18 protein-coding genes and 7 tRNA genes are annotated in these 19,198 nt (G+C 40.3%); 23 read left to right on the forward strand and 2 right to left on the reverse strand.

Features of this window, described 5'->3' with window-relative positions; translation table 11 throughout:
• Positions 1–124 precede the first annotated feature (124 nt).
• The 18 genes from D5281_RS21205 (at position 125) to rsmI (ending at position 11,337) form a co-directional block, all read left to right on the forward strand.
• A tRNA-Asp gene (locus D5281_RS21205) sits at positions 125–198 on the forward strand.
• Between the two features lie 29 nt (positions 199–227).
• Positions 228–300: transfer RNA gene (locus tag D5281_RS21210), tRNA-Val, on the forward strand.
• Between the two features lie 32 nt (positions 301–332).
• Positions 333–405: transfer RNA gene (locus tag D5281_RS21215), tRNA-Thr, on the forward strand.
• Positions 406–421: 16 nt separating this feature from the next.
• Positions 422–503, forward strand: a tRNA-Tyr gene (locus tag D5281_RS21220).
• A gap of 27 nt (positions 504–530) precedes the next feature.
• Positions 531–604 (forward strand) — tRNA-Met (locus D5281_RS21225).
• A 6-nt stretch (positions 605–610) separates the two neighbouring features.
• A tRNA-Phe gene (locus D5281_RS21230) sits at positions 611–683 on the forward strand.
• Positions 684–720: 37 nt separating this feature from the next.
• Positions 721–793 (forward strand) — tRNA-Lys (locus D5281_RS21235).
• A gap of 191 nt (positions 794–984) precedes the next feature.
• A complete protein-coding gene (locus D5281_RS21240; protein WP_160562004.1) occupies positions 985–1,389 on the forward strand; it encodes a hypothetical protein in 405 nt (134 codons plus the stop codon).
• Positions 1,390–1,509: 120 nt separating this feature from the next.
• Positions 1,510–2,061, forward strand: a complete 552-nt coding sequence (locus D5281_RS21245; protein WP_160562005.1) for an HD domain-containing protein — start codon at positions 1,510–1,512, stop codon at positions 2,059–2,061.
• Between the two features lie 52 nt (positions 2,062–2,113).
• Entirely contained in the window at positions 2,114–3,595 is a 1,482-nt protein-coding gene (locus D5281_RS21250; protein ID WP_160562006.1) for an aminotransferase class I/II-fold pyridoxal phosphate-dependent enzyme, read from the forward strand.
• 93 nt (positions 3,596–3,688) lie between these two features.
• Positions 3,689–5,101, forward strand: coding sequence for a pyruvate kinase (pyk, locus tag D5281_RS21255; protein ID WP_160562007.1), 1,413 nt, complete (start codon positions 3,689–3,691; stop codon positions 5,099–5,101).
• A 5-nt stretch (positions 5,102–5,106) separates the two neighbouring features.
• Positions 5,107–5,694: a nucleoside/nucleotide kinase family protein gene (locus D5281_RS21260; RefSeq protein ID WP_160562008.1), complete on the forward strand. Its 588-nt coding sequence runs from the start codon at positions 5,107–5,109 to the stop codon at positions 5,692–5,694.
• A gap of 15 nt (positions 5,695–5,709) precedes the next feature.
• A complete protein-coding gene (locus tag D5281_RS21265) occupies positions 5,710–6,150 on the forward strand; it encodes a YaaR family protein (protein WP_160562009.1) in 441 nt (146 codons plus the stop codon).
• A gap of 122 nt (positions 6,151–6,272) precedes the next feature.
• Positions 6,273–7,265, forward strand: a complete 993-nt coding sequence (locus tag D5281_RS21270; RefSeq protein WP_160562010.1) for a DNA polymerase III subunit — start codon at positions 6,273–6,275, stop codon at positions 7,263–7,265.
• A gap of 16 nt (positions 7,266–7,281) precedes the next feature.
• Positions 7,282–8,190 (forward strand): PSP1 domain-containing protein, encoded by a 909-nt coding sequence (locus D5281_RS21275; protein ID WP_160562011.1) that lies wholly within the window; start codon positions 7,282–7,284, stop codon positions 8,188–8,190.
• A gap of 70 nt (positions 8,191–8,260) precedes the next feature.
• Entirely contained in the window at positions 8,261–9,001 is a 741-nt protein-coding gene (locus D5281_RS21280; RefSeq protein WP_160562012.1) for a tRNA1(Val) (adenine(37)-N6)-methyltransferase, read from the forward strand.
• Positions 9,002–9,092: 91 nt separating this feature from the next.
• Positions 9,093–10,457: a putative glycoside hydrolase gene (locus D5281_RS21285; protein WP_160562013.1), complete on the forward strand. Its 1,365-nt coding sequence runs from the start codon at positions 9,093–9,095 to the stop codon at positions 10,455–10,457.
• 40 nt (positions 10,458–10,497) lie between these two features.
• Positions 10,498–11,337, forward strand: coding sequence for a 16S rRNA (cytidine(1402)-2'-O)-methyltransferase (gene rsmI, locus D5281_RS21290; RefSeq protein WP_330585215.1), 840 nt, complete (start codon positions 10,498–10,500; stop codon positions 11,335–11,337).
• Between the two features lie 92 nt (positions 11,338–11,429).
• Here rsmI and D5281_RS21295 read toward each other — a convergent pair whose 3' ends face one another.
• Together D5281_RS21295 and D5281_RS21300 are read right to left on the reverse strand one after the other, a co-directional pair.
• Positions 11,430–12,521: a LacI family DNA-binding transcriptional regulator gene (locus tag D5281_RS21295; RefSeq protein WP_160562014.1), complete on the reverse strand. Its 1,092-nt coding sequence runs from the start codon at positions 12,519–12,521 to the stop codon at positions 11,430–11,432.
• A 52-nt stretch (positions 12,522–12,573) separates the two neighbouring features.
• The gene (locus D5281_RS21300) at positions 12,574–14,382 is read right to left on the reverse strand and encodes a glycoside hydrolase family 36 protein (protein WP_160562015.1); all 1,809 of its coding nucleotides are present in this window, start codon (positions 14,380–14,382) and stop codon (positions 12,574–12,576) included.
• A gap of 245 nt (positions 14,383–14,627) precedes the next feature.
• On the opposite strand from D5281_RS21300, the gene D5281_RS21305 reads away from it, so the two are divergent.
• The 5 genes from D5281_RS21305 to D5281_RS26105 all read left to right on the forward strand — a co-directional run.
• A complete protein-coding gene (locus tag D5281_RS21305; RefSeq protein WP_160562016.1) occupies positions 14,628–16,004 on the forward strand; it encodes an ABC transporter substrate-binding protein in 1,377 nt (458 codons plus the stop codon).
• A gap of 174 nt (positions 16,005–16,178) precedes the next feature.
• Positions 16,179–17,051 (forward strand): carbohydrate ABC transporter permease, encoded by an 873-nt coding sequence (locus tag D5281_RS21310; RefSeq protein ID WP_160562017.1) that lies wholly within the window; start codon positions 16,179–16,181, stop codon positions 17,049–17,051.
• Entirely contained in the window at positions 17,041–17,874 is an 834-nt protein-coding gene (locus D5281_RS21315) for a carbohydrate ABC transporter permease (RefSeq protein WP_160562018.1), read from the forward strand. The genes D5281_RS21310 and D5281_RS21315 overlap by 11 nt, the downstream gene beginning before the upstream one ends.
• A 170-nt stretch (positions 17,875–18,044) precedes the next feature.
• Positions 18,045–18,746, forward strand: a complete 702-nt coding sequence (locus tag D5281_RS21320) for a nucleoside recognition protein (RefSeq protein WP_160562019.1) — start codon at positions 18,045–18,047, stop codon at positions 18,744–18,746.
• Between the two features lie 143 nt (positions 18,747–18,889).
• Positions 18,890–19,198, forward strand: a 309-nt coding sequence (locus tag D5281_RS26105) for a hypothetical protein (protein WP_277935515.1), incomplete at its 3' end; no start/stop codon positions are given.

Genomic DNA, 19,198 nt, shown 5'->3' on the forward strand with positions numbered 1-19,198 from the left:
GGCACAGTAATGTGCAGAGCTGACAGGTACTAATAGGCCGGAAGCTTAACCGAGAAGATGTGAGGATGTGGACTTGGTGTTCGGTTTTGAGGGCATGGCCTTCAAAAAAGTTGTAGATTTGTATGGCCTGGTGGCTCAGCTGGTTAGAGCGCCGCCCTGTCACGGCGGAGGTCGTGGGTTCGAACCCCATCCGGGTCGTTTTTAAAAGGGGTTATTTTGTTGAATATGGGATCTTAGCTCAGCTGGGAGAGCATCTGCCTTACAAGCAGAGGGTCATAGGTTCGAGCCCTATAGGTCCCACTTATCCTAAAGATATGGATAATATTTGTTATGCCGATGTGGCTCAATTGGCAGAGCAGCTGATTTGTAATCAGCAGGTTATCGGTTCGAGTCCGATCATCGGCTTGTAATAAAATTATATGGATGGATTCCCGAGTGGCCAAAGGGGACAGACTGTAAATCTGCTGCAAATTGCTTCGGTGGTTCGAATCCACCTCCATCCATTAGCCGAAAGGCAAATAATTTCATAACGCGGGGTGGAGCAGTCTGGAAGCTCGTCGGGCTCATAACCCGAAGGTCGTAGGTTCAAATCCTACCCCCGCTACTAAATGCCCAGATAGCTCAGTTGGTAGAGCAGAGGACTGAAAATCCTCGTGTCACTGGTTCGATTCCGGTTCTGGGCATTTTTTATGTAATAGTGCATAGATGATAATGTTATATGGGCCACTAGCTCAGGTGGTAGAGCACTTGACTTTTAATCAAGTTGTCCCGGGTTCGAGTCCCGGGTGGCTCACTAAAAATAACGGGGATCTTTTTGTGATAAGGGATTCCGGTTATTTTTTTTATTGCGAGGGGTAGTAAAATTTGATTCAATAGAAAGATGCAGGCTTCTTTGGTTGTATTTATTCAATTACTATTGCATTTTTAGGAACTTTATAGTATTTTGATAAAGGAATTTTGTTTGTGGAGTAAGAGGGTGAGATTATGAATAAGTTTATAAAATTATCTATTTTATGTGGTATGGTTGTTTGCTTTTTAACTGGCTGTGCTGATGTAGTTGAAAGTTCAATGACTGATAATACCACGCAGGAGAATCTTATATCTATTGATGACGTTCGGATAGAAGATGTTGCGGTTATGGAAGAAGACTATTATGTAGTAGAAGGTATTCTCCGTGAAATAGGGAAGGAAGATCTTCTTTTAGAAACGCCACAAGGACAGAGCATGTATTTTAAGCTAGCGCCAGAGACTATTATTTATGCAGGTGAAGGTAGCGATGCAATTGCTGAGGGGGAGAATATTAAGGTGGTTTTTGACGGTGAGCTGAATGGAACAGAGATGAAGAAGGTTTTTGTAATTGCAGTTACTGTCTTGGAGGAAGATTTTTAATTATAATTTTTGTAAAAATTATGATAAATTTCCTTTTATTTTTAGTACATCAATTTTGTTGTCCGTGATAAAATATATGATGCAGATTAAAAATATAGGGAAAGTGTTTGGGGGATTAAAATGAAGGAAAATTTCGAAAAAAAAGAGAAGGAAATTAGTAAATTAAGAAAGCGGTATAAACAGAAAAAGGAACTGTACCAGTTACTTAAGGAATATGCACCAGATATTTTGGAATCGCAAAATTTTCGCAGTACTAGAAATTACATTCAGCATGGGACAATGCCTGTGCATAGGCATTGTATAGATGTAGCGCAGCAGAGCATTCTTATAAGCAGATTTTTGGGAATTTCGTGTAACGAGAGAGAGCTGATTAGAGGTGCATTGCTTCATGATTATTTTTTATATGACTGGCACGATAAGACGAGGGAAAATTATAAGTGCCTTCACGGATTTTACCATCCAGGGATTGCGCTTGCAAATGCCAGCAGAGAATATAATTTAACACTGAGAGAGAGAGAGATTATTAAGAAGCATATGTGGCCACTTACGGTAATACCGCCGAGATGCAGGGAGGCTTGGATTGTGACTACTGCCGATAAGTATTGTTCCTTATTGGAAACATTAAGACTCCACAAGGGAGCAGGAAAAACGAAGGTAAGGGTAACCGGATAGTGTACTTTGTATACATTAAATTTGTGGGTTATTGGAAGTATGGGGGATTAAAATGAGCTTGTTTGATTATATAAGTGATTATACAAATAGCGATTATTATCCTTTTCATATGCCAGGCCATAAAAGAAATCCGGAGAGTGGATTGCCTGAAAGCGTATATCAATATGATATAACAGAAATAGAAGGATTTGATAATCTGCATCAGCCGGAAACGATTATTAAGGATGCCGCACAACGTGCTGCCAGATTGTACGATTCAGAAGAAACATATTTTCTTGTTAATGGTAGCACATCAGGGATATTAAGCGCTATTTCGGCTGTTGCCGAACGTGTAGGGAAGATGGGGGAAGAAAACGATGGCCGGAAAAGAGAAGACTGGCATGTGCGTAAGAGATTAATTATAGCTAGGAATTGTCATAAAGCCGTATATCATGCGGCTTTTATAAATCGTATGGACTTGTATTACGTGTATCCTGGAATATATGAGGGTTTTGATCTTGCTAGACCAATTAATGCAAAAGACATAGAAAGCACAATTAAGAAGGTTATAGAGGAAGCGAAGGCTGATGCTGCGATGGCCGGGGAGCTAATTGCAGGAGTGGTGATCACGTCCCCTACTTATGATGGGATAATATCTGACATAAAGAGTATTGCAGAGCTGCTCCATGGAAATGGAATTCCTTTGATTGTGGATCAGGCTCATGGAGCGCACTTTGGTATACATCCGGCATATCCTGAAACTGCTGTGAGGGAGGGGGCAGATCTTGTAATTCATAGTGTTCACAAGACACTTCCATCGCCTACTCAGACAGCCTTGCTTCATAAAAATGGTACTTTGGTTGACAGTGAATCTGTGAGAAAGTATCTTCGAATTTATCAGTCAAGCAGCCCTTCTTATATTTTGATGGCAGGGATAGATAGAGCTATTCAAGTCGCAGAACAGGCTGGATATCAATGTCTGGACAGGATATTGGATATGAGAAAAGCTTTTCTAAAGCAGATGGAGAAGTGTCATTATATTAGAGTATGTCCTTTTACAGAGCCGGGGAAACTTGTAATATCCGTAAAGGGCTCATCTATAACAGGACAAGTACTTTATCATATACTACTGGAAAAGTACCATCTTCAAATGGAGATGGCGGCAGGAAGCTATGTAATTGCTGTTTTGTCTATGATGGATAGGGAAGAAGGGTTTAAGCGTCTTTCTTCTGCTTTGTTAGAAATTGATGAAGGGCTTACAGGAGAGTTGGGAGAATTTAAGGATGAAAATCTTTTTTCCTATTTTCATACAATTCCAAGAGTAAAGCTGGGAATATGGGAAGCTTATACTTCTTCCAGTATCGAGATAGAGCTTGATGAGGCGGATGGTAAAACGTTGGCTGATTTTATTCATTTATATCCTCCTGGGATTCCATTGCTGGTGCCAGGGGAAATGATAGATCGGCAGATGATTGCGATTGTTAAGCACTACCTCAAAAATGGTTATACAGTTCACGGGACACAAGGAAATAAAATAAAGGTACTGAGATCATAATATAAGAGTGTGAAAACTAAGTTTTTCACACGGCAAACTTGAGATTGCTGGAAGCATGATGGATTTATATGGAAATTGATGCAGGAGGTATTTATGAGAAAAACAAAAATTATTTGTACTTTAGGGCCCGCCAGTGAAAGTGAAGAAAAATTGCGGGAGTTAATGTTGGCCGGCATGAATGTTGCCCGTTTTAATTTTTCCCATGGAACACATGAAGAACATAAGCAAAAATTTGATAGAGTGATTAAGATTGGCAGCGAATTAAATTTGCAGGTCGCAACGCTTTTAGATACAAAGGGGCCGGAAATCCGATTGAAAAATATTGAAGGAGGCTGGACAGAGCTATCTGCCGGACAGAAATTTATCCTAACCACAGAGGATATGGTTGGTAACAATGAAAGGGTAAGTATAACTTATAAAAATTTGAAAGATGATATAGAGGTTGGGACAACTATTTTAATAGATGATGGTTTGATTGAAATGGTTGTGGAAGCGATAGAAGGAACCGATATAATATGTAAAGTAATAAATGGAGGCCCTATCTCCAATCATAAAGGTGTAAATGTTCCTGGTGCAGTTCTTTCTATGCCTTATATAAGCGAGGTTGACAGAAGCGATATTTTATTTGGCTGCGATATGGGATTTGATTTTCTTGCCGCTTCTTTTGTCAGGTCAAAGGAAGATATTTTAGAGGTAAGAAAAATTTTAGATGCACATAACAGTCATATGAAGATTATTGCCAAAATCGAAAACATGCAGGGAATCCGCAATTTAGAGGAAATTCTTGATGTTTCAGACGGTATTATGGTGGCTAGAGGAGACATGGGTGTTGAAATACCTATGGAGGAGGTTCCTGTTGTACAAAAGCAGATGATTAAAGTGGCTGAGACAAAGGGAAAGCATGTTATTACAGCTACTCAAATGCTGGAATCCATGATTAAGAATCCAAGACCTACCAGAGCGGAAACAACTGATATTGCCAATGCTATTTATGATGGAACTACGGCAATCATGCTTTCCGGGGAAAGCGCTGCTGGCCTGTATCCGGTAGAAGCGGTTAAAACAATGGCAAGAATTGCTGAGAGGACGGAAGAGTCGATTGACTATGATGAAAGAATGAAAATGAGAAAGCAGGCGGCAGATTTAGATGTGACCACTGCGATTTCTCATGCAACATGTACAACTGCAATAGATTTAAGGGCGTCAGCGATTATCACAGTAACGATTTCAGGTTTTACGGCAGAGATGATCTCAAGATATAAACCAAAATGTCCTATTATTGCATGTAGTGTCAGCCCAAGAGTATGTAGGCAGCTTAGCCTCTGCTGGGGAGTAACACCTATATGGATGGCACGGGAGAGCACAGCGGATGATTTATTTGGCGAGGCTGTAAAGGCGGCAAAAGGGGCAGGCTATATTAAAGAAGGGGACAAAGTAGTGCTTACAGCGGGAATACCATTAGGAATATCAGGAAAAACCAATATGATCCACGTTGTAGAGGTTTAATTCATATGGGGAAGATGGTATACTTAATGGGAAGAAGTTCTTCAGGAAAGGACACCATTTATAAAAAACTGTTGGCATGGGAAGAGTTTAAATTTAGAAAAGTGGTACTTTATACTACCCGGCCGATTCGTGCTGGGGAAGTGGAAGGGAAGGAGTATCATTTCACAGATGAAGCAGGGTACAGGGAATTAGAGGCACAGGGCAGAATCATTGAAGCCCGTGCCTATCATACATATCATGGTTTATGGCGATATTTTACGGTAGATGACGGTGATATAGATTTGATGCAGAATCATTATCTGATTATCGGAACAATAGAATCTTATGTAAAAACAGCAGAATATTTTGGTACGGATAAGGTGCTGGCGATTTTACTGACACTTGACGATGGCGTAAGACTAAAACGTGCACTGGAACGGGAAATGATGCAGGAAAGTCCGAAATATGAGGAAATGTGCAGGCGTTTTTTAGCAGATGCGGAAGACTTTTCAGAGGAAAAGATAAAGGCAGCAGGAATAACTAGAACATTTGCTAATGACCATTTGAATAAATGCCTTATGGAAATTAAAGAATATATTAGAAGCAGCTTGTAGAAAGGAATGATCAGTATGGATATAAAAGTAAATCAAGCTTTACCTGTAACACAGCCGGAGGCAACGGCGCCAGTGCAGGAATCTGACGGAGCATTTAAATTTACATTGGTCAGCCATATTGAAGAACAGGAGCTACAGGCCAGATTAAGTACGCTGATGGAAGAAATCACCATGCAGGGGGATAAACTTGCTAAAAAGCGTGATATTAAGGACATGAAGCGGTATAGGGGTCTAGTGAAGGAATTTATGAATGAAATTATAAGCCGCTCTCATTCCTTTTCTCGTGAAAACTTTTTGGATAGAAAGGGAAGGCACAGGGTTTATGGAATTATACGGCTCGTAGATGAAAATTTAGATGAACTGGCCCAGGAACTTATGAAAGAAGAACAGGATCATTTGGCAATCCTTTCTAAGATTGGGGAGATAAGAGGTCTATTGTTAGATATATTAACTTAATTTATTAGTATGGTTATATTAAAAGGTTGCATTAACGAAGTTACTTAACATAGGGAAAAAGTCTGCTGTTTATAGATTAGGGGTTCGATATGGTGCTGTAATAGCGGAAGTGAGAGGGTATTATGAACAGGTTTAGTGATATTGTAGGGCAAGAGCAGTTAAAGGAGCATTTGGAGAATGCGATAACAATGAATAAGGTGTCCCATGCTTACATTATCAATGGGGAGAAAAATGCCGGAAAGGAATTTATAGCGAAAACCTTTGCTATGGCATTGCAGTGTGAGAACAGACTAGGGATTGAACCATGTCTGGAATGCCATTCCTGCAAGCAGGCGTTAGGAGGTAATCAGCCGGATATTATTTTTATAACCCATGAAAAACCTGGCTCTATCGGTGTGGAAGATATTCGCAATCAAATTAATGGGAATGTGCTAATTAAACCTTACAGCAGCCCTAAGAAAATCTATATTATGAATGAGGGCGAGAAGATGACGGTTCAGGCTCAAAATGCTCTGCTGAAAACATTGGAGGAGCCCCCGGAGTATGTGGTTATATTAATTCTTACCACAAATGTAAATTCTCTTTTGCCAACCATTTTAAGTAGATGTGTTGCTTTGAATATGAAGCCGGTTCAGGATAGCCAGATGAAACAGTTTTTGATGCAAAGCATGGAAATTCCTGATTACAAGGCAGATATTTGCGTGGCCTTTGCAAGGGGCAATGTGGGGAAGGCAAGGCTGCTGGCAAAAAGTGAGGAGTTCGATAAGGTAAAGGAAGAAGCGATTACGCTGGTGAAATATATTCACGAGATGGAATTAAATGAAATCGTAATGGCCATTAAGAAAATTAATGAGTACAAGCTTGATGTCAACGATTATATGGATATTCTCTCTATATGGTATCGGGATGTACTCCTGTTTAAGGCAACCCATGATGCAAATCATTTGATTTTCAGGGAGGAAATACAGTATATCAGAAAGGTAGCAGACAGAAGTACCTATGAGGGTATTGAAAACATTATAGATGCATTGGAAAAATCAAAGCAGAGGCTTTCGGCCAATGTAAATTTTGATTTAACTATGGAGCTTTTGCTTCTAACAATTAAAGAAAATTAGTGAGGTTTATAGATTTATGGTAAAGGTAATAGGAGTTCGTTTCAGAACAGCAGGAAAAATATATTTTTTTGACCCAGGAAAGCTTGATATTAAGCGGGGTGAGCATGTGATTGTGGAAACTGCCAGAGGGATTGAGTACGGAACGGTGGTGGGTGACCCCAGGGAGGTAGAGGATGATGCGGTAATTCAGCCTTTAAAACCTGTGCTTAGAATTGCAACACCAAGGGACAATGAGCAGGAAGCCGGAAATAAAATAAAGGAAAAAGAGGCTTTCAAAATCTGCCTGGAAAAAATACAAAAGCATGGATTAGAAATGAAGCTGATTGATGCGGAGTATACTTTTGATAATAACAAGGTTTTATTTTATTTTACAGCAGACGGACGGATTGACTTTAGAGAATTGGTGAAGGATTTGGCAGCAGTGTTTAAGACCAGAATTGAGCTTCGTCAGATAGGAGTCAGGGACGAGACTAAGATTTTGGGGGGGATTGGTATTTGTGGCAGAGAACTATGTTGTCACAGACATTTGTCGGAATTTGTGCCGGTTTCCATCAAAATGGCAAAGGAGCAGAACCTGTCACTGAACCCTACCAAAATATCCGGTGTGTGCGGCAGGCTTATGTGCTGTTTAAAGCATGAAGAAGAGACATATGAAGAACTGAATAAAAGGCTGCCCCATGTAGGTGATCATGTGACTACGGAAGACGGATTGAAGGGAGAGGTTCACAGTGTAAATGTGCTTCGGCAGTTAGTCAAGGTTATTGTGGATGTAGAAGATGAAAAAGAGATTCAGGAATACCGCGTGGAGCAATTGCGGTTCAAGCGCAGACACAGGCATAATAAGGTGGATGTCCAAGATGCGGAATTAAAGGAGCTCGAAAAGCTGGAAAAGGAAGAGGTTAAGTCAAAACTGGACGATAATTAAAGGGCAAATTGAAAATTATGCTGCTCTTTAGAAATAGAGACTTTTGATGGAGCCGGCAGGAAGAAAATCCATGGAAAAGGTACTTATAAAGGAAAATGAAAGAATTGATGATTTACAGCGGAATCATTATAAAATAATTCAGGATCCTGATAAATTTTGTTTTGGGATGGATGCCGTATTGCTTTCTGGCTTTGCAAGGGCAAAAGAGGGTGACAGAGTGCTTGACCTGGGAACAGGGACAGGAATTATTCCGATTCTTTTGGAGGCTAAGACGAAGGCAGCAAAGCTTGTTGGACTGGAGATCCAGTCTGAAAGTGCGGATATGGCGGCGAGAAGTGTCAAACTAAATGGACTTGAAGATAAAATAGAAATTGTAACAGGTGATGTAAAGGAAGCAGTCAGTCTCTTTGGGGCTGCTTCTTTTCATGTTGTAACTTGTAATCCTCCTTATATGACAGAGCATCATGGACTAACCAATCCGGAGGCACCGAAGGCAATTGCCAGGCATGAATTACTTTGCACATTGGAGGATGTCATTAGTCAGAGCAGCAGGCTGCTGAAACCTGGTGGTAATTTTTACATAGTGCACAGACCTTTTAGGCTGGCAGATATTATTGTGCTGCTACGGCAATATAAGCTGGAACCTAAACGGATGAAACTGGTATATCCTTTTGTGGATAAAGAGCCTAATATGGTTCTGATAGAGGCAAACAGAGGTGGAAAGGCCCGCATAACGGTAGAAAAACCGTTAATTGTTTATAAAGAGCCCAATGTCTATACGGATGAAATATATAATATATATGGATATTGACCGTAAGGACTTAGAGAATTTGTGTATGCTTTGCAATAATTTAATGTACTGAAATGATTGTAATTGAATTAGGTTGTTGGGGGAAATCATTATGATACCGGAGTATTTACAGAGGACTAGAAAAGTAAATATGGTAGGTTTATTGTTAGCAATAAGCATCTTGGGATGGGGATGTAAAGAAGATACAAAGACAGCCCAATCGAATGCTGTTCAAACTGATGGTGTGCAGGACATATATGGAATGGAAAATAAGGCGAGTGAGGAAAAATTTTATTTCACGGAGGAAGATGAAGAAGCAGATATATCAGAAATAGAATCGGATGAAAAAAAGACTGCTGAACCGGAGAAAATTTGGGAGGCAAAGGAGCGAGAGAGACCTAAGGCGAAGGGAATTTTTGTTACCGGTCCTATGGCAGGCACTTCTAATATGGAAAATTTGATTAGGCTGGTGGAAGAAACAGAGTTAAATGCAATGGTTATAGATATTAAAAATGACGAGGGCAGAGTTACATATGATATGCAGGTGCCCGCCGTACAGGAGATAGGGTCAAATATTCGATATGTTCAGGATATGGAAGCTTTAGTTGCAAAGTGCAAGGAAAAGGATATTTATTTAATTGCCAGAATAGTGGCTTTTAAAGATCCTTTTCTGGCGGATGTGAAACCGGAATGGTGTATTCACAATTCAGATGGCAGTATATTTCTGGATAAGAGCGGTCTTGCGTGGTTAAATCCTTATAATCAGGAGGTATGGGAGTATTTGCTTTCTATTGCAGAGGAAGCTTTGCATATAGGTTTTGATGAGGTGCAATTTGACTATATCCGGTTTTCTACGGACAATGGCATGGAGTCTGTAGATTTCGGGCAGGACGGAACAGAGAAGAATAGACAAGAAATTATAACAGATTTTGCAGCCTATGCAGCGGAAAAGGTGCATGAGGCGGGCGGAATTGTCTCGGCGGATGTTTATGGAATGGTGATTGACAGCGAGGTAGACCAGCGGATTGTAGGGCAAAATTATGTAGAATTATCTAAACATTTGGATTATATCAGCCCTATGGTGTATCCTTCTCATTATGGGCCTTATAATTACAATATTCCGGTACCGGACGCAGAACCGTATCAATTGGTACTAACAGCATTGCAGTCATCGAAAAAGGTTCTTTCGGGCATTCCGGTTGTTACGGTTTCGGGTAACATGGAGAAAGAATATACAACAGAAGAATTAGCAGCTCTTTCGCCTATGGAAGGAGTTTGTGCGCAGGTAAGGCCATGGCTTCAGGATTTTACGGCTACCTGGGTAAAAGGGCATATTCCTTATGGGGCAGAGGAAGTTCGTGCACAGATACAGGCTGTGTATGACGCCGGTTATGAGGAATGGATTTTGTGGAATGCGTCCAACCGATACACGGAGGATGGACTGCTTAAGGCAGATGAAGGAGATAAAGCGGATTAAGAAGTAAGTCCAGTCGGCACTGGCAGTATGGAGGATAAAAGTGACCGGTACATTGTATTTGTGCGCTACACCCATAGGTAATTTAAGTGACATAACCTTTCGTGTGTTGGATACGCTGAAAGAGGTAGATATGATTGCAGCTGAGGATACGCGGAATAGTATTAAGCTGCTTAACCACTTCGAAATAAAGACGCCCATGACCAGTTATCACGAATATAATAAAGTTGAAAAGGCGGAACAGATTGTGGGCTGGCTTATGTCTGGAAAAAACATTGCACTGATTACGGATGCTGGTACACCGGCCATATCTGATCCGGGTGAGGTCTTAGTGCAGAAGTGTTTCAAGGCAGGCATTCCGGTTACCTCCCTTCCAGGATGCTGTGCACTGATAACTGCGCTTACTCTTTCCGGGATAAGCGCCAGGAGGTTTTGCTTTGAAGGCTTTTTGCCTGCTGAAAAAAAAGAAAGAAGGTTTGTACTTGAGGAATTAGGTAGAGAGATGCGCACAATCATCTTATATGAGGCACCTCATCATTTAAGGAAAACTCTGGCGGAACTATATGAAGTATTGGGGGAACGGCGTATTACGCTGTGCAGAGAGCTTACAAAACGTTTTGAGACAGTTTTTCCCACAACTTTTGAACATGCGGTGGCTTATTATGAAAAGGAGGAGCCCAGAGGGGAATATGTATTGGTGATAGAGGGAATTGAACGCAGCAGGATAAAGCTGGATGAACAGGCAAAATGGAAAGAGATTTCTATCAGAGAACATATGCAGTTATATGAGAATCAGGGAATGGAAAGAAAAGAGGCTATGAAAAAAGTGGCGGCTGACCGGGGACTTAGTAAGCGTGAGGTGTATCAAGCGCTGCTTTCATAATTTTATATAAGCCAGCAATTCCGGCACTAGAGTTGGAATTGCCGGCTTAATTTATATTGAATAGAGGGCTTTTTGGGATCGAAGATTTGCGTTTACAGGAGCTTTTTACAGCTGTTACGCACCACCATTTTGAGAGGCGGATGAATTGTTAAAGGGTAATCCCTATGCTGCCCAAATTGTGAAACCAAAGCATGTGCCGCAGCACGACCGAGTAACTGTGGATTTAAGGCAATGGTGGTAAGTGGCGGATTGAGAAAACCGGAAAAAGGCATATTATCAATGCCGATAACGGAAATATTTTCACCAACCTTTATATCGTGCTCTTGAAATGCTTTATAGGCGCCCATGACTAATCCGTCCGATCCATATAACAAAGCCGGCGGCAACTTTTTTTCGTTTATCAGACGGTTTGTGATGGCGTATCCATCCTCAGGTGAGAAAGAATCAGCAAGCCAAATGCGGCTTTCCGGGTCGATTCCGCTTTGTAAGCAATAATTTTGAAATGCCAGATGTCTGAAATCCTTTTTTTCCTCTTTGCTGTTAAATGCAAACTGTACAATGCGGTCAAGACTGCCAATGTAGCCTATATCCAGGTGGCCTATAGAATGAAAATAGTTGATTGCCATTTGAACCACCTGATTAAAATCCGGAAGAATGGAGTCAAACTGGTAATCCGGCGCAATATAATCTAAGATTATTTTGTACTTTATTTTATGAACCAATGGGTGGTATGGGTTCAGCTTCAATTTCCCGAGAATGATTAATGCATCAAGTCCGCTTAACTCTTCGTAGGACTCTTTTAATATATAACGAAATTCCATTCCGGGAATCAGATTCATGTCTTGCAGGCAGGAGATAAATCCTGAAAAAATAGTATTGTAATAATCATTAATTGCTATCTCAAATAATTTAAATTCACAATTTAAAATACCGACTTTTATAATAGGAGCATTCAGCTGACCTAAAGAGTCTTTTGTCTCTTTACGACCTGGAGTACGCCTTTTTTGATTCATATCATAATTCATGGCTTTAGCCGTAGCGAAAACTAATTCCCGTGTCTGCTCTGAAACGGAAAATTCGGGATCCTGACTGAGTACTCTGGATACCGTAGTTCTGGAAACGCCGCAAGCTGCCGCAATATCGTTTAATGTAGTCATGTAATGTTCATATGCCTTTCGTTTCATTGATATTTCTAGTGTAGCATACAATAAAGGCGGACTTCAAGAAAAAGGTACGTTATGATATTGATTGTCTTACAAAACAAAGGCTTCCTCCCGGATGAGAAGGAAAAGTGAGAATTTGTTTATTAGACGTTTTTATGTTTATTTCTGAAATAATTTTTCCTGTGCAGTCTCTTTGTATAACGGAATAAAGCGCCTTATCGGGAAGGATTACGTAATGTACATTGCTGTGGGTTCCGTTCAATATCCATAATTCCCGTATATTATAATTGTTTGAAAAATCAATACAATAGTTTTCTTCATAAACAGCGCATATTTTTGTATTTTCTGTTGCAGATAGCAGTACAGGATAAAGCCCCAGAGGTGATCTGGCCGTAAAATCACCCTTCAAAAGTGTATCTTTATACTTTATGGAAAAGCTGAGGTAATGCTCTAAAACCTGGCGTTGTTGCCGAGTTAAGGAATCTAACTTTACAGATACCTGTATGGTAGAGAAAATACAATTAATAATCTGGATAGCAACATCCTCAGGCGCTTCTTGCTCATGCCATAAAAGCATGTCGGAATGAATGGCGCAGGAACCGCTCAGAAGCTTCAGATCTGTAATTCCCACACGATTTGTGATGCCTGATAATGGGCAGTCTGCTACACGGAAAATGTTGCCATAGCGCCTAATCTGTGGTCCTATATAATTTTGACGAAATTCAATCATAAGATTTTGTTTTATTTGAGTCAGTGCGCATCGGATATCAATCATAAGGCGATGAACCGCTTGTGAAATTTCGGAATAATCCATCCCTTTTCCAGGGGCCTGCGTGTCTTCATAATCTCGGAAAGAATCAATGAAATCAAGCTTAAAACCATCCAGATCCCAAGCAAGCAGGGCTTCCTTATAAACGGAAATCAAATATTCTCTTACCTGAGGATATCTGGGATCAAGTACACCTGCCTGAAGGGAAGAATCATAATGCAGACAAAAATTTTTCAAGATTTCCCATTTATTAGAGAATTCTCCCACAAAAGGGACACTGTACCATAAAAGGCATTTCATTCCGAGGTTATGGACTTCATCTACAAATTTTCGGAAATCGCTAAATTTAGAGGGTTCATTGGTCCAGTCGCCACAGAATCCATATCCGCGATGGTTATCAAGCGTCTGCCAACCATCATCAATAATGATAGAGCGCATACCCATCTTTGAAGCTATTTGGCATTCGTGTAATAACTTCTGCTCATCCAGTTCCTGATGATAAGAGTACCAAGTAGAATACATGGGGAATGTTGCATCTTCAGGAACAGGCATAGGTGTTTCCTGCAAGAGAGAATTCCACCAGGCTGAGGTCTCCTGTAAAACCTGATCAAACCGAAGGGGACGTCTGTCAATTCGGCAGCAAAAATGATAGGGTAAAGATAAATCTGTCAAATAAATGATAATATCCGTATAAATTTCTGCAGTTTCCTCATGTACACCCGTAGTAAAGCGGACATCCCTGCTTAATTCACTGACAGAAATTGTAAAACAATTTTTATCCTGAGAATCAAAAAAGCAAAGGGTTGGAGCGGAGTGACTTATATTGGTTTGAAATTCGTACGCCCAATCTCCGTGCAGGGCTCTTTGGAATCCCGCATCTGGTTTCCACATTCCTACAATACCCAAAACATTGCATGCAATATGAAGTTTGATAAATGGCTTATCTTCCAAAGGAGGCAGGCTGATACGGCTTAATTCAACATGTATCTCCGGTGCGGAAGTTACTTTATAATGATATTCTTCAATTTTTGAAGAAACCTGAATTTTTTGTTCAGAAATTACTTTTAGGCGATTATTTTGGTTTGAAATTTCTACATCACATGTTTTTTTCATCGTTATAGTTTCCTTTCATAAAGTTTAGTAAAATATAAGTGTATTACTTTCAAAGTTTACTATACAAGTAAAAAAAAATCAACATTATTGACAAATTTTATAGAAATAATTTAATATTTTGATATAAATATATTAATTAATTATTGACATAGTAAATATATCATGGTACTATAATGTTACTAAATATCAGCTGATTAAAGTAAATAAAATACCAAAATAATTTACTAAACTTAAAAGGAGAAAATATGAAAAAGAGAAATATTATTACAGCAAGTGTATTGGCTGGCGCTATGCTGATGACGGCATGCAGCTCAGGCGCAGGCCAGACACCGACTGAGTCCGAATCCAATACCGAAACAGAAAATACTGATACTTCTACAGCAGGAGCGGAAAATGCTTCGATGGAAGAAGCAGATTCTGCATCCGGGGAAACAGTTGAGATTGTATATACTTCCAGAGGAAATGCTGATGAAATTAAAGTTTACCAACAGGCAGTAGATGCTTTTAATGAAGCGCAGAGTGGAGTTCACGTTACATTCGAAGCATTGCCCAGTGATGGATATGACCAGGCCTTGATTACACAGCTGGCAGGCGGAACAGCCGCGGATGTTATTTTTGTAGGTGATACAATCATTAATCAACTTATTAAAAATGGAACAATCGCTAATTTGGAAGATTTCATGGCAACTGATAGCTCTTATGCCAAAGTAGAAGATTTTGATGAAACAGTATTAAATGCAACCAGAACGGAGGACGGCATCTGGGGATTATCAGTTGACTGTAATCCTATGGTACTCTATTATTCACCGGCCATGTTTGAGGAATTGAATATAGAAGATCCTCAGGAGCTTTTTGCAAACGGAGAATGGAGCTGGGATAAATTTGATGAAATCTGTACTACGCTGAAAGAAAACGGTAAATACGGCTTGGTTCAGGGCGGTGACAATATCAGACTTTATAATTGGGTATTTGGAAACGGTGGTTCTATATGGGATGGCGATACTTATAAATTTGATGATAAGGCACGCGAAGCTTTCCACTATGTTTGCGATAGAATTCAGGATGGAAGATTTGTTTATGGCGGAACGCTGCCGGATGGACAGGGAGAAGATGCAATGTTTATGTCCAAACAGGCCGGATTTATTGCGGCAGGCAGATGGCTTACCAAGACTTTCCATGATGAAGGAATTGATTTTGATTATATTCCTTATCCTTCAAAGAGCGGTGAGCAGTACTCACCGGCACAGATTTGCCTTGGTTTCCTCTGTGTGAATGTCAAGTCAGAGCATTTAGAGGAAGCAATGCAGTTCTTAACCTATTATTGCGGAACATATGGGCAGGAGGCAAGAATTACTGGTGTAGGAACCTCTGTTCCTTCTGTAAAAACACTGGATGATATGTTGATTGAGTCAGAAGTTCCGGCGCATTTGGATCACATACTTAAAGTCCGCGCAACCGGATGGGCAAGCGGAACTGATGAAGTAAAAGACACTATGTTCGCAGGATTTGCTGATGCAACCAAGTCTGTCTTTGAAGAAGCATATGTAAATGGCGCTGACCCGGATGAAGTTATAGAAAAAGTAGAAGCTAAGGCAGCAGAAGTCATTGCAGAAAATCAATAAAGCTGCGGGGAGGCAGTGCAGAAGCTGCCTTCCCTTTTTATTCGGTAAACAAGTACACGATGCGAGATAGCGCTTGATGCGATAAGCCGGCTTTTGAAGTAAGATGGCTTTGAAGCAATAGATTAGCTTGCAAAGTGGCAGTTTTTCATGTAATGCTTCAGAATGGAGGGAAAAATGCTAAAAAGACGAAAAATGTGGGGGTGGGTATTTGTAGCTCCTCAGCTGATAGGCCTGATTATTTTTGCTTTGATTCCGCTGGTTATGAGTTTTGGAATCAGTTTTAATGAGTGGGACGGTATTGCACCGACCATGAAATTTGTAGGTTTTTCTAATTATATCCACCAATTTGCAAATGAAGATTTCAAAAAGGCTATGCTAAATACGGTGATTTATTCAATTATGTTTATTCCTCTTGATTTGGTACTTGCTCTCGCCTTGGCGCTTGCTGTGCAGAAGATAAAGGGGAAAACATTATATCGTTTGTTTTATTTTATGCCGGTTGTAACTGGTTCTGTGTCAGTAGGCGTTATCTGGACATGGATTCTTAATGGAGATTTTGGGCTGTTGAATACCGTTTTGGCCATGATTGGCATAGAAGGCCCTAAATGGCTGACAGATACCAAATGGGTTCTCCCATCTATTGTGATTGTATCGGTATGGTGGAATGTGGGTTACAACATGGTTCTTTTGCTGGCAGGGCTCCAAAATATTCCTGAAAGTTATTATGAGGCCGCAAAAATTGATGGAGCGGGCAAATGGCAGATTTTTAAAAGTATTACAATTCCCATGCTTTCCCCGACTCTCTTTTTTGTATTAATCATGACGATGATTAGTTCTTTCCAGGTATTCGATCAGGCCTTTGTTATGACAAAGGGTGGGCCAGTAAAGGCTAGTTACACATTTGTTTATCATATTTACCAGAATGCATTTGTTGATTTCAAGATGGGACAGGCATGTGCATCTTCTGTTGTTCTGTTTATTATTATACTGATTATCACATTGATACAGATGTACGGCTCGAAAAGGTGGGTGAACTATGATGAGTAAAAGAATAAAACCATTTGATATTTTTGTTTATATTATATTGAGCATTGGGGCTATAACTATGGTGGTTCCATTTATTTGGACGATATTAAGTTCTTTGAAAAGCATGGGACAGACCTTTTCCGTGCCGCCTACTATTTGGCCGGCTCCTATCGTTTGGGAGAATTATCCGGAATCCCTTCAGGCGCTTCCTTTTGGCCGGGCTTATTTAAACAGCTTTTACATTGCATCTGTGGTAGTAGTGATTCAGCTGCTTACGGCATCTATGGCCGGATATGCCTTTGCAAAACTCAAATTCCATGGGCACAATTTTTTGTTTATTCTTTTTTTGGCCACAATGATGGTTCCTTCGCAGGTTACAATGATTCCACTGTTTATTATTATGAAGAATCTGGGGCTGCTTGGGAAACATATGTCATTGATTTTGCCTGCAGCGCTATTTAATGCTTTTGGTGTGTTTTTGATGCGGCAATTTATCGCTTCTCTTCCCGGAGATTTGGAGGAGGCAGCTACGATTGATGGGGCTTCTGTGCCTCAGACATTTTTCCGGGTGATACTGCCTTTGGTAAAACCGTCATTAGCGGCGTTTGGTATTTTTGTATTCCTAGGACAATGGAACAATTTCCTGTATCCCTTAATCTTTTTAAATAAGACAGAGACTTTTACAGTTCCTTTGATGCTGAATTTCTTTAAAGGAACCTATGCAACGGATTATCCCTTGCTGATGGCGGGAACTGTGATTTCAATTGTTCCGGTATTGGTTGTGTATTTGTTTTTCCAAAAGCAGATTATTCAGGGTATTGCCATTACCGGAATGAAAGGTTAGAATCCATTTATATATTTTTTGTATTTATATTCCCCCGTGGTTTGCCGTGCAGGCTGACTTCGGGGGAATTTTTTATGAATAGTTTAGGGTTTTTATTTGAGTCGGAAATAATTTATACCGGTGAATCATAAGATACTAAAAAGAGTAAGGCAAGAATAGGGGATATTACTATGTTAAATTACATATGGGCAGCAATGATAGCAGTGGGTATAATTTTTGGCGCTCTAAATGGGAACATGAAAGAGGTTACGGAAGCGGCGCTTGACAGTGCCGGAGAGGCAGTTTCGCTTTGTATTGCTACAGCGGGAATTATGGCTCTATGGGTAGGGCTTATGGAGGTAGCGGAAAGTTCTGGACTTATATTGAAGCTTACGAATATGCTCTCTCCCTTTGTTTCCTTTATGTTTCCGAGGCTGCCTAAGAGGCATAAGGCACGGGATTATATATCAATGAATATTATTGCGAATATTTTGGGATTGGGATGGGCTTGCACGCCAGCAGGGCTTAAGGCGATGGAAGAATTGGCGAAGCTGGAGGAGGAACGGGGGACGCCGGGGTATGCGGCGGGTGGGAAGGGCATTTTAGCGGATGAAAGGAAAGGGCAGAACAGGGCAGGTAAGAACGGCGGGGAACTGTCCGTGGTGACAAGCGGAAAGAGCGGCAGGATTGCCAGCAACGAGATGTGTACGTTTTTGATTTTGAATATTTCCTCGTTGCAGCTGATACCTGTGAATATGATTGCTTACAGGCAGCAGTACGGGAGTGTGAATCCGGCAGGGATTATTGCGCCGGCGATTGTTGCAACGTTTATTAGTACGCTGGTGGCGGTGGTGTATTGCAAAATGAAGGATAGTAGGAAGCGGAGAGAGTGAAAGCCCTCCGCTTTTATGTCGCTTTTATATCCGTGTCACCGTTATATCTGCAAATGTCATTGACAATATATAAAAATTAAATTAGAATGAAATTGAAAATTCAACTATATTTTTATCATAATATTTTGACTGGAGGAGTGAAAATGGATGTTATGCAAAAATTCAAAAATGAATTTTTTGAAGAACGTAAAGATCTACTTAGCAAAAATCATGTTTATCGAAATCATATCAATAAATTTGTTAATTATTTAAGCTTGCCAGATGTACAGCTATCAAACGCGCCTGCCAGAATTAATATAAATATAGTTGAGGAATGCATCAGATATTATCATAATAAAGGCGAACTTAATTCCAGATCGACCATGGAGTCGCAGCTTGAATCCTGGATTCTCGGAGTTAACATGACGAGGTTGGTACCTTCACTCCGAGAGCCTCATATATTTTTGCCTGCT

Origin of the sequence: Parablautia muri (assembly GCF_009917485.1) — a bacterium.
GTDB lineage: Bacteria > Bacillota > Clostridia > Lachnospirales > Lachnospiraceae > Suilimivivens > Suilimivivens muri.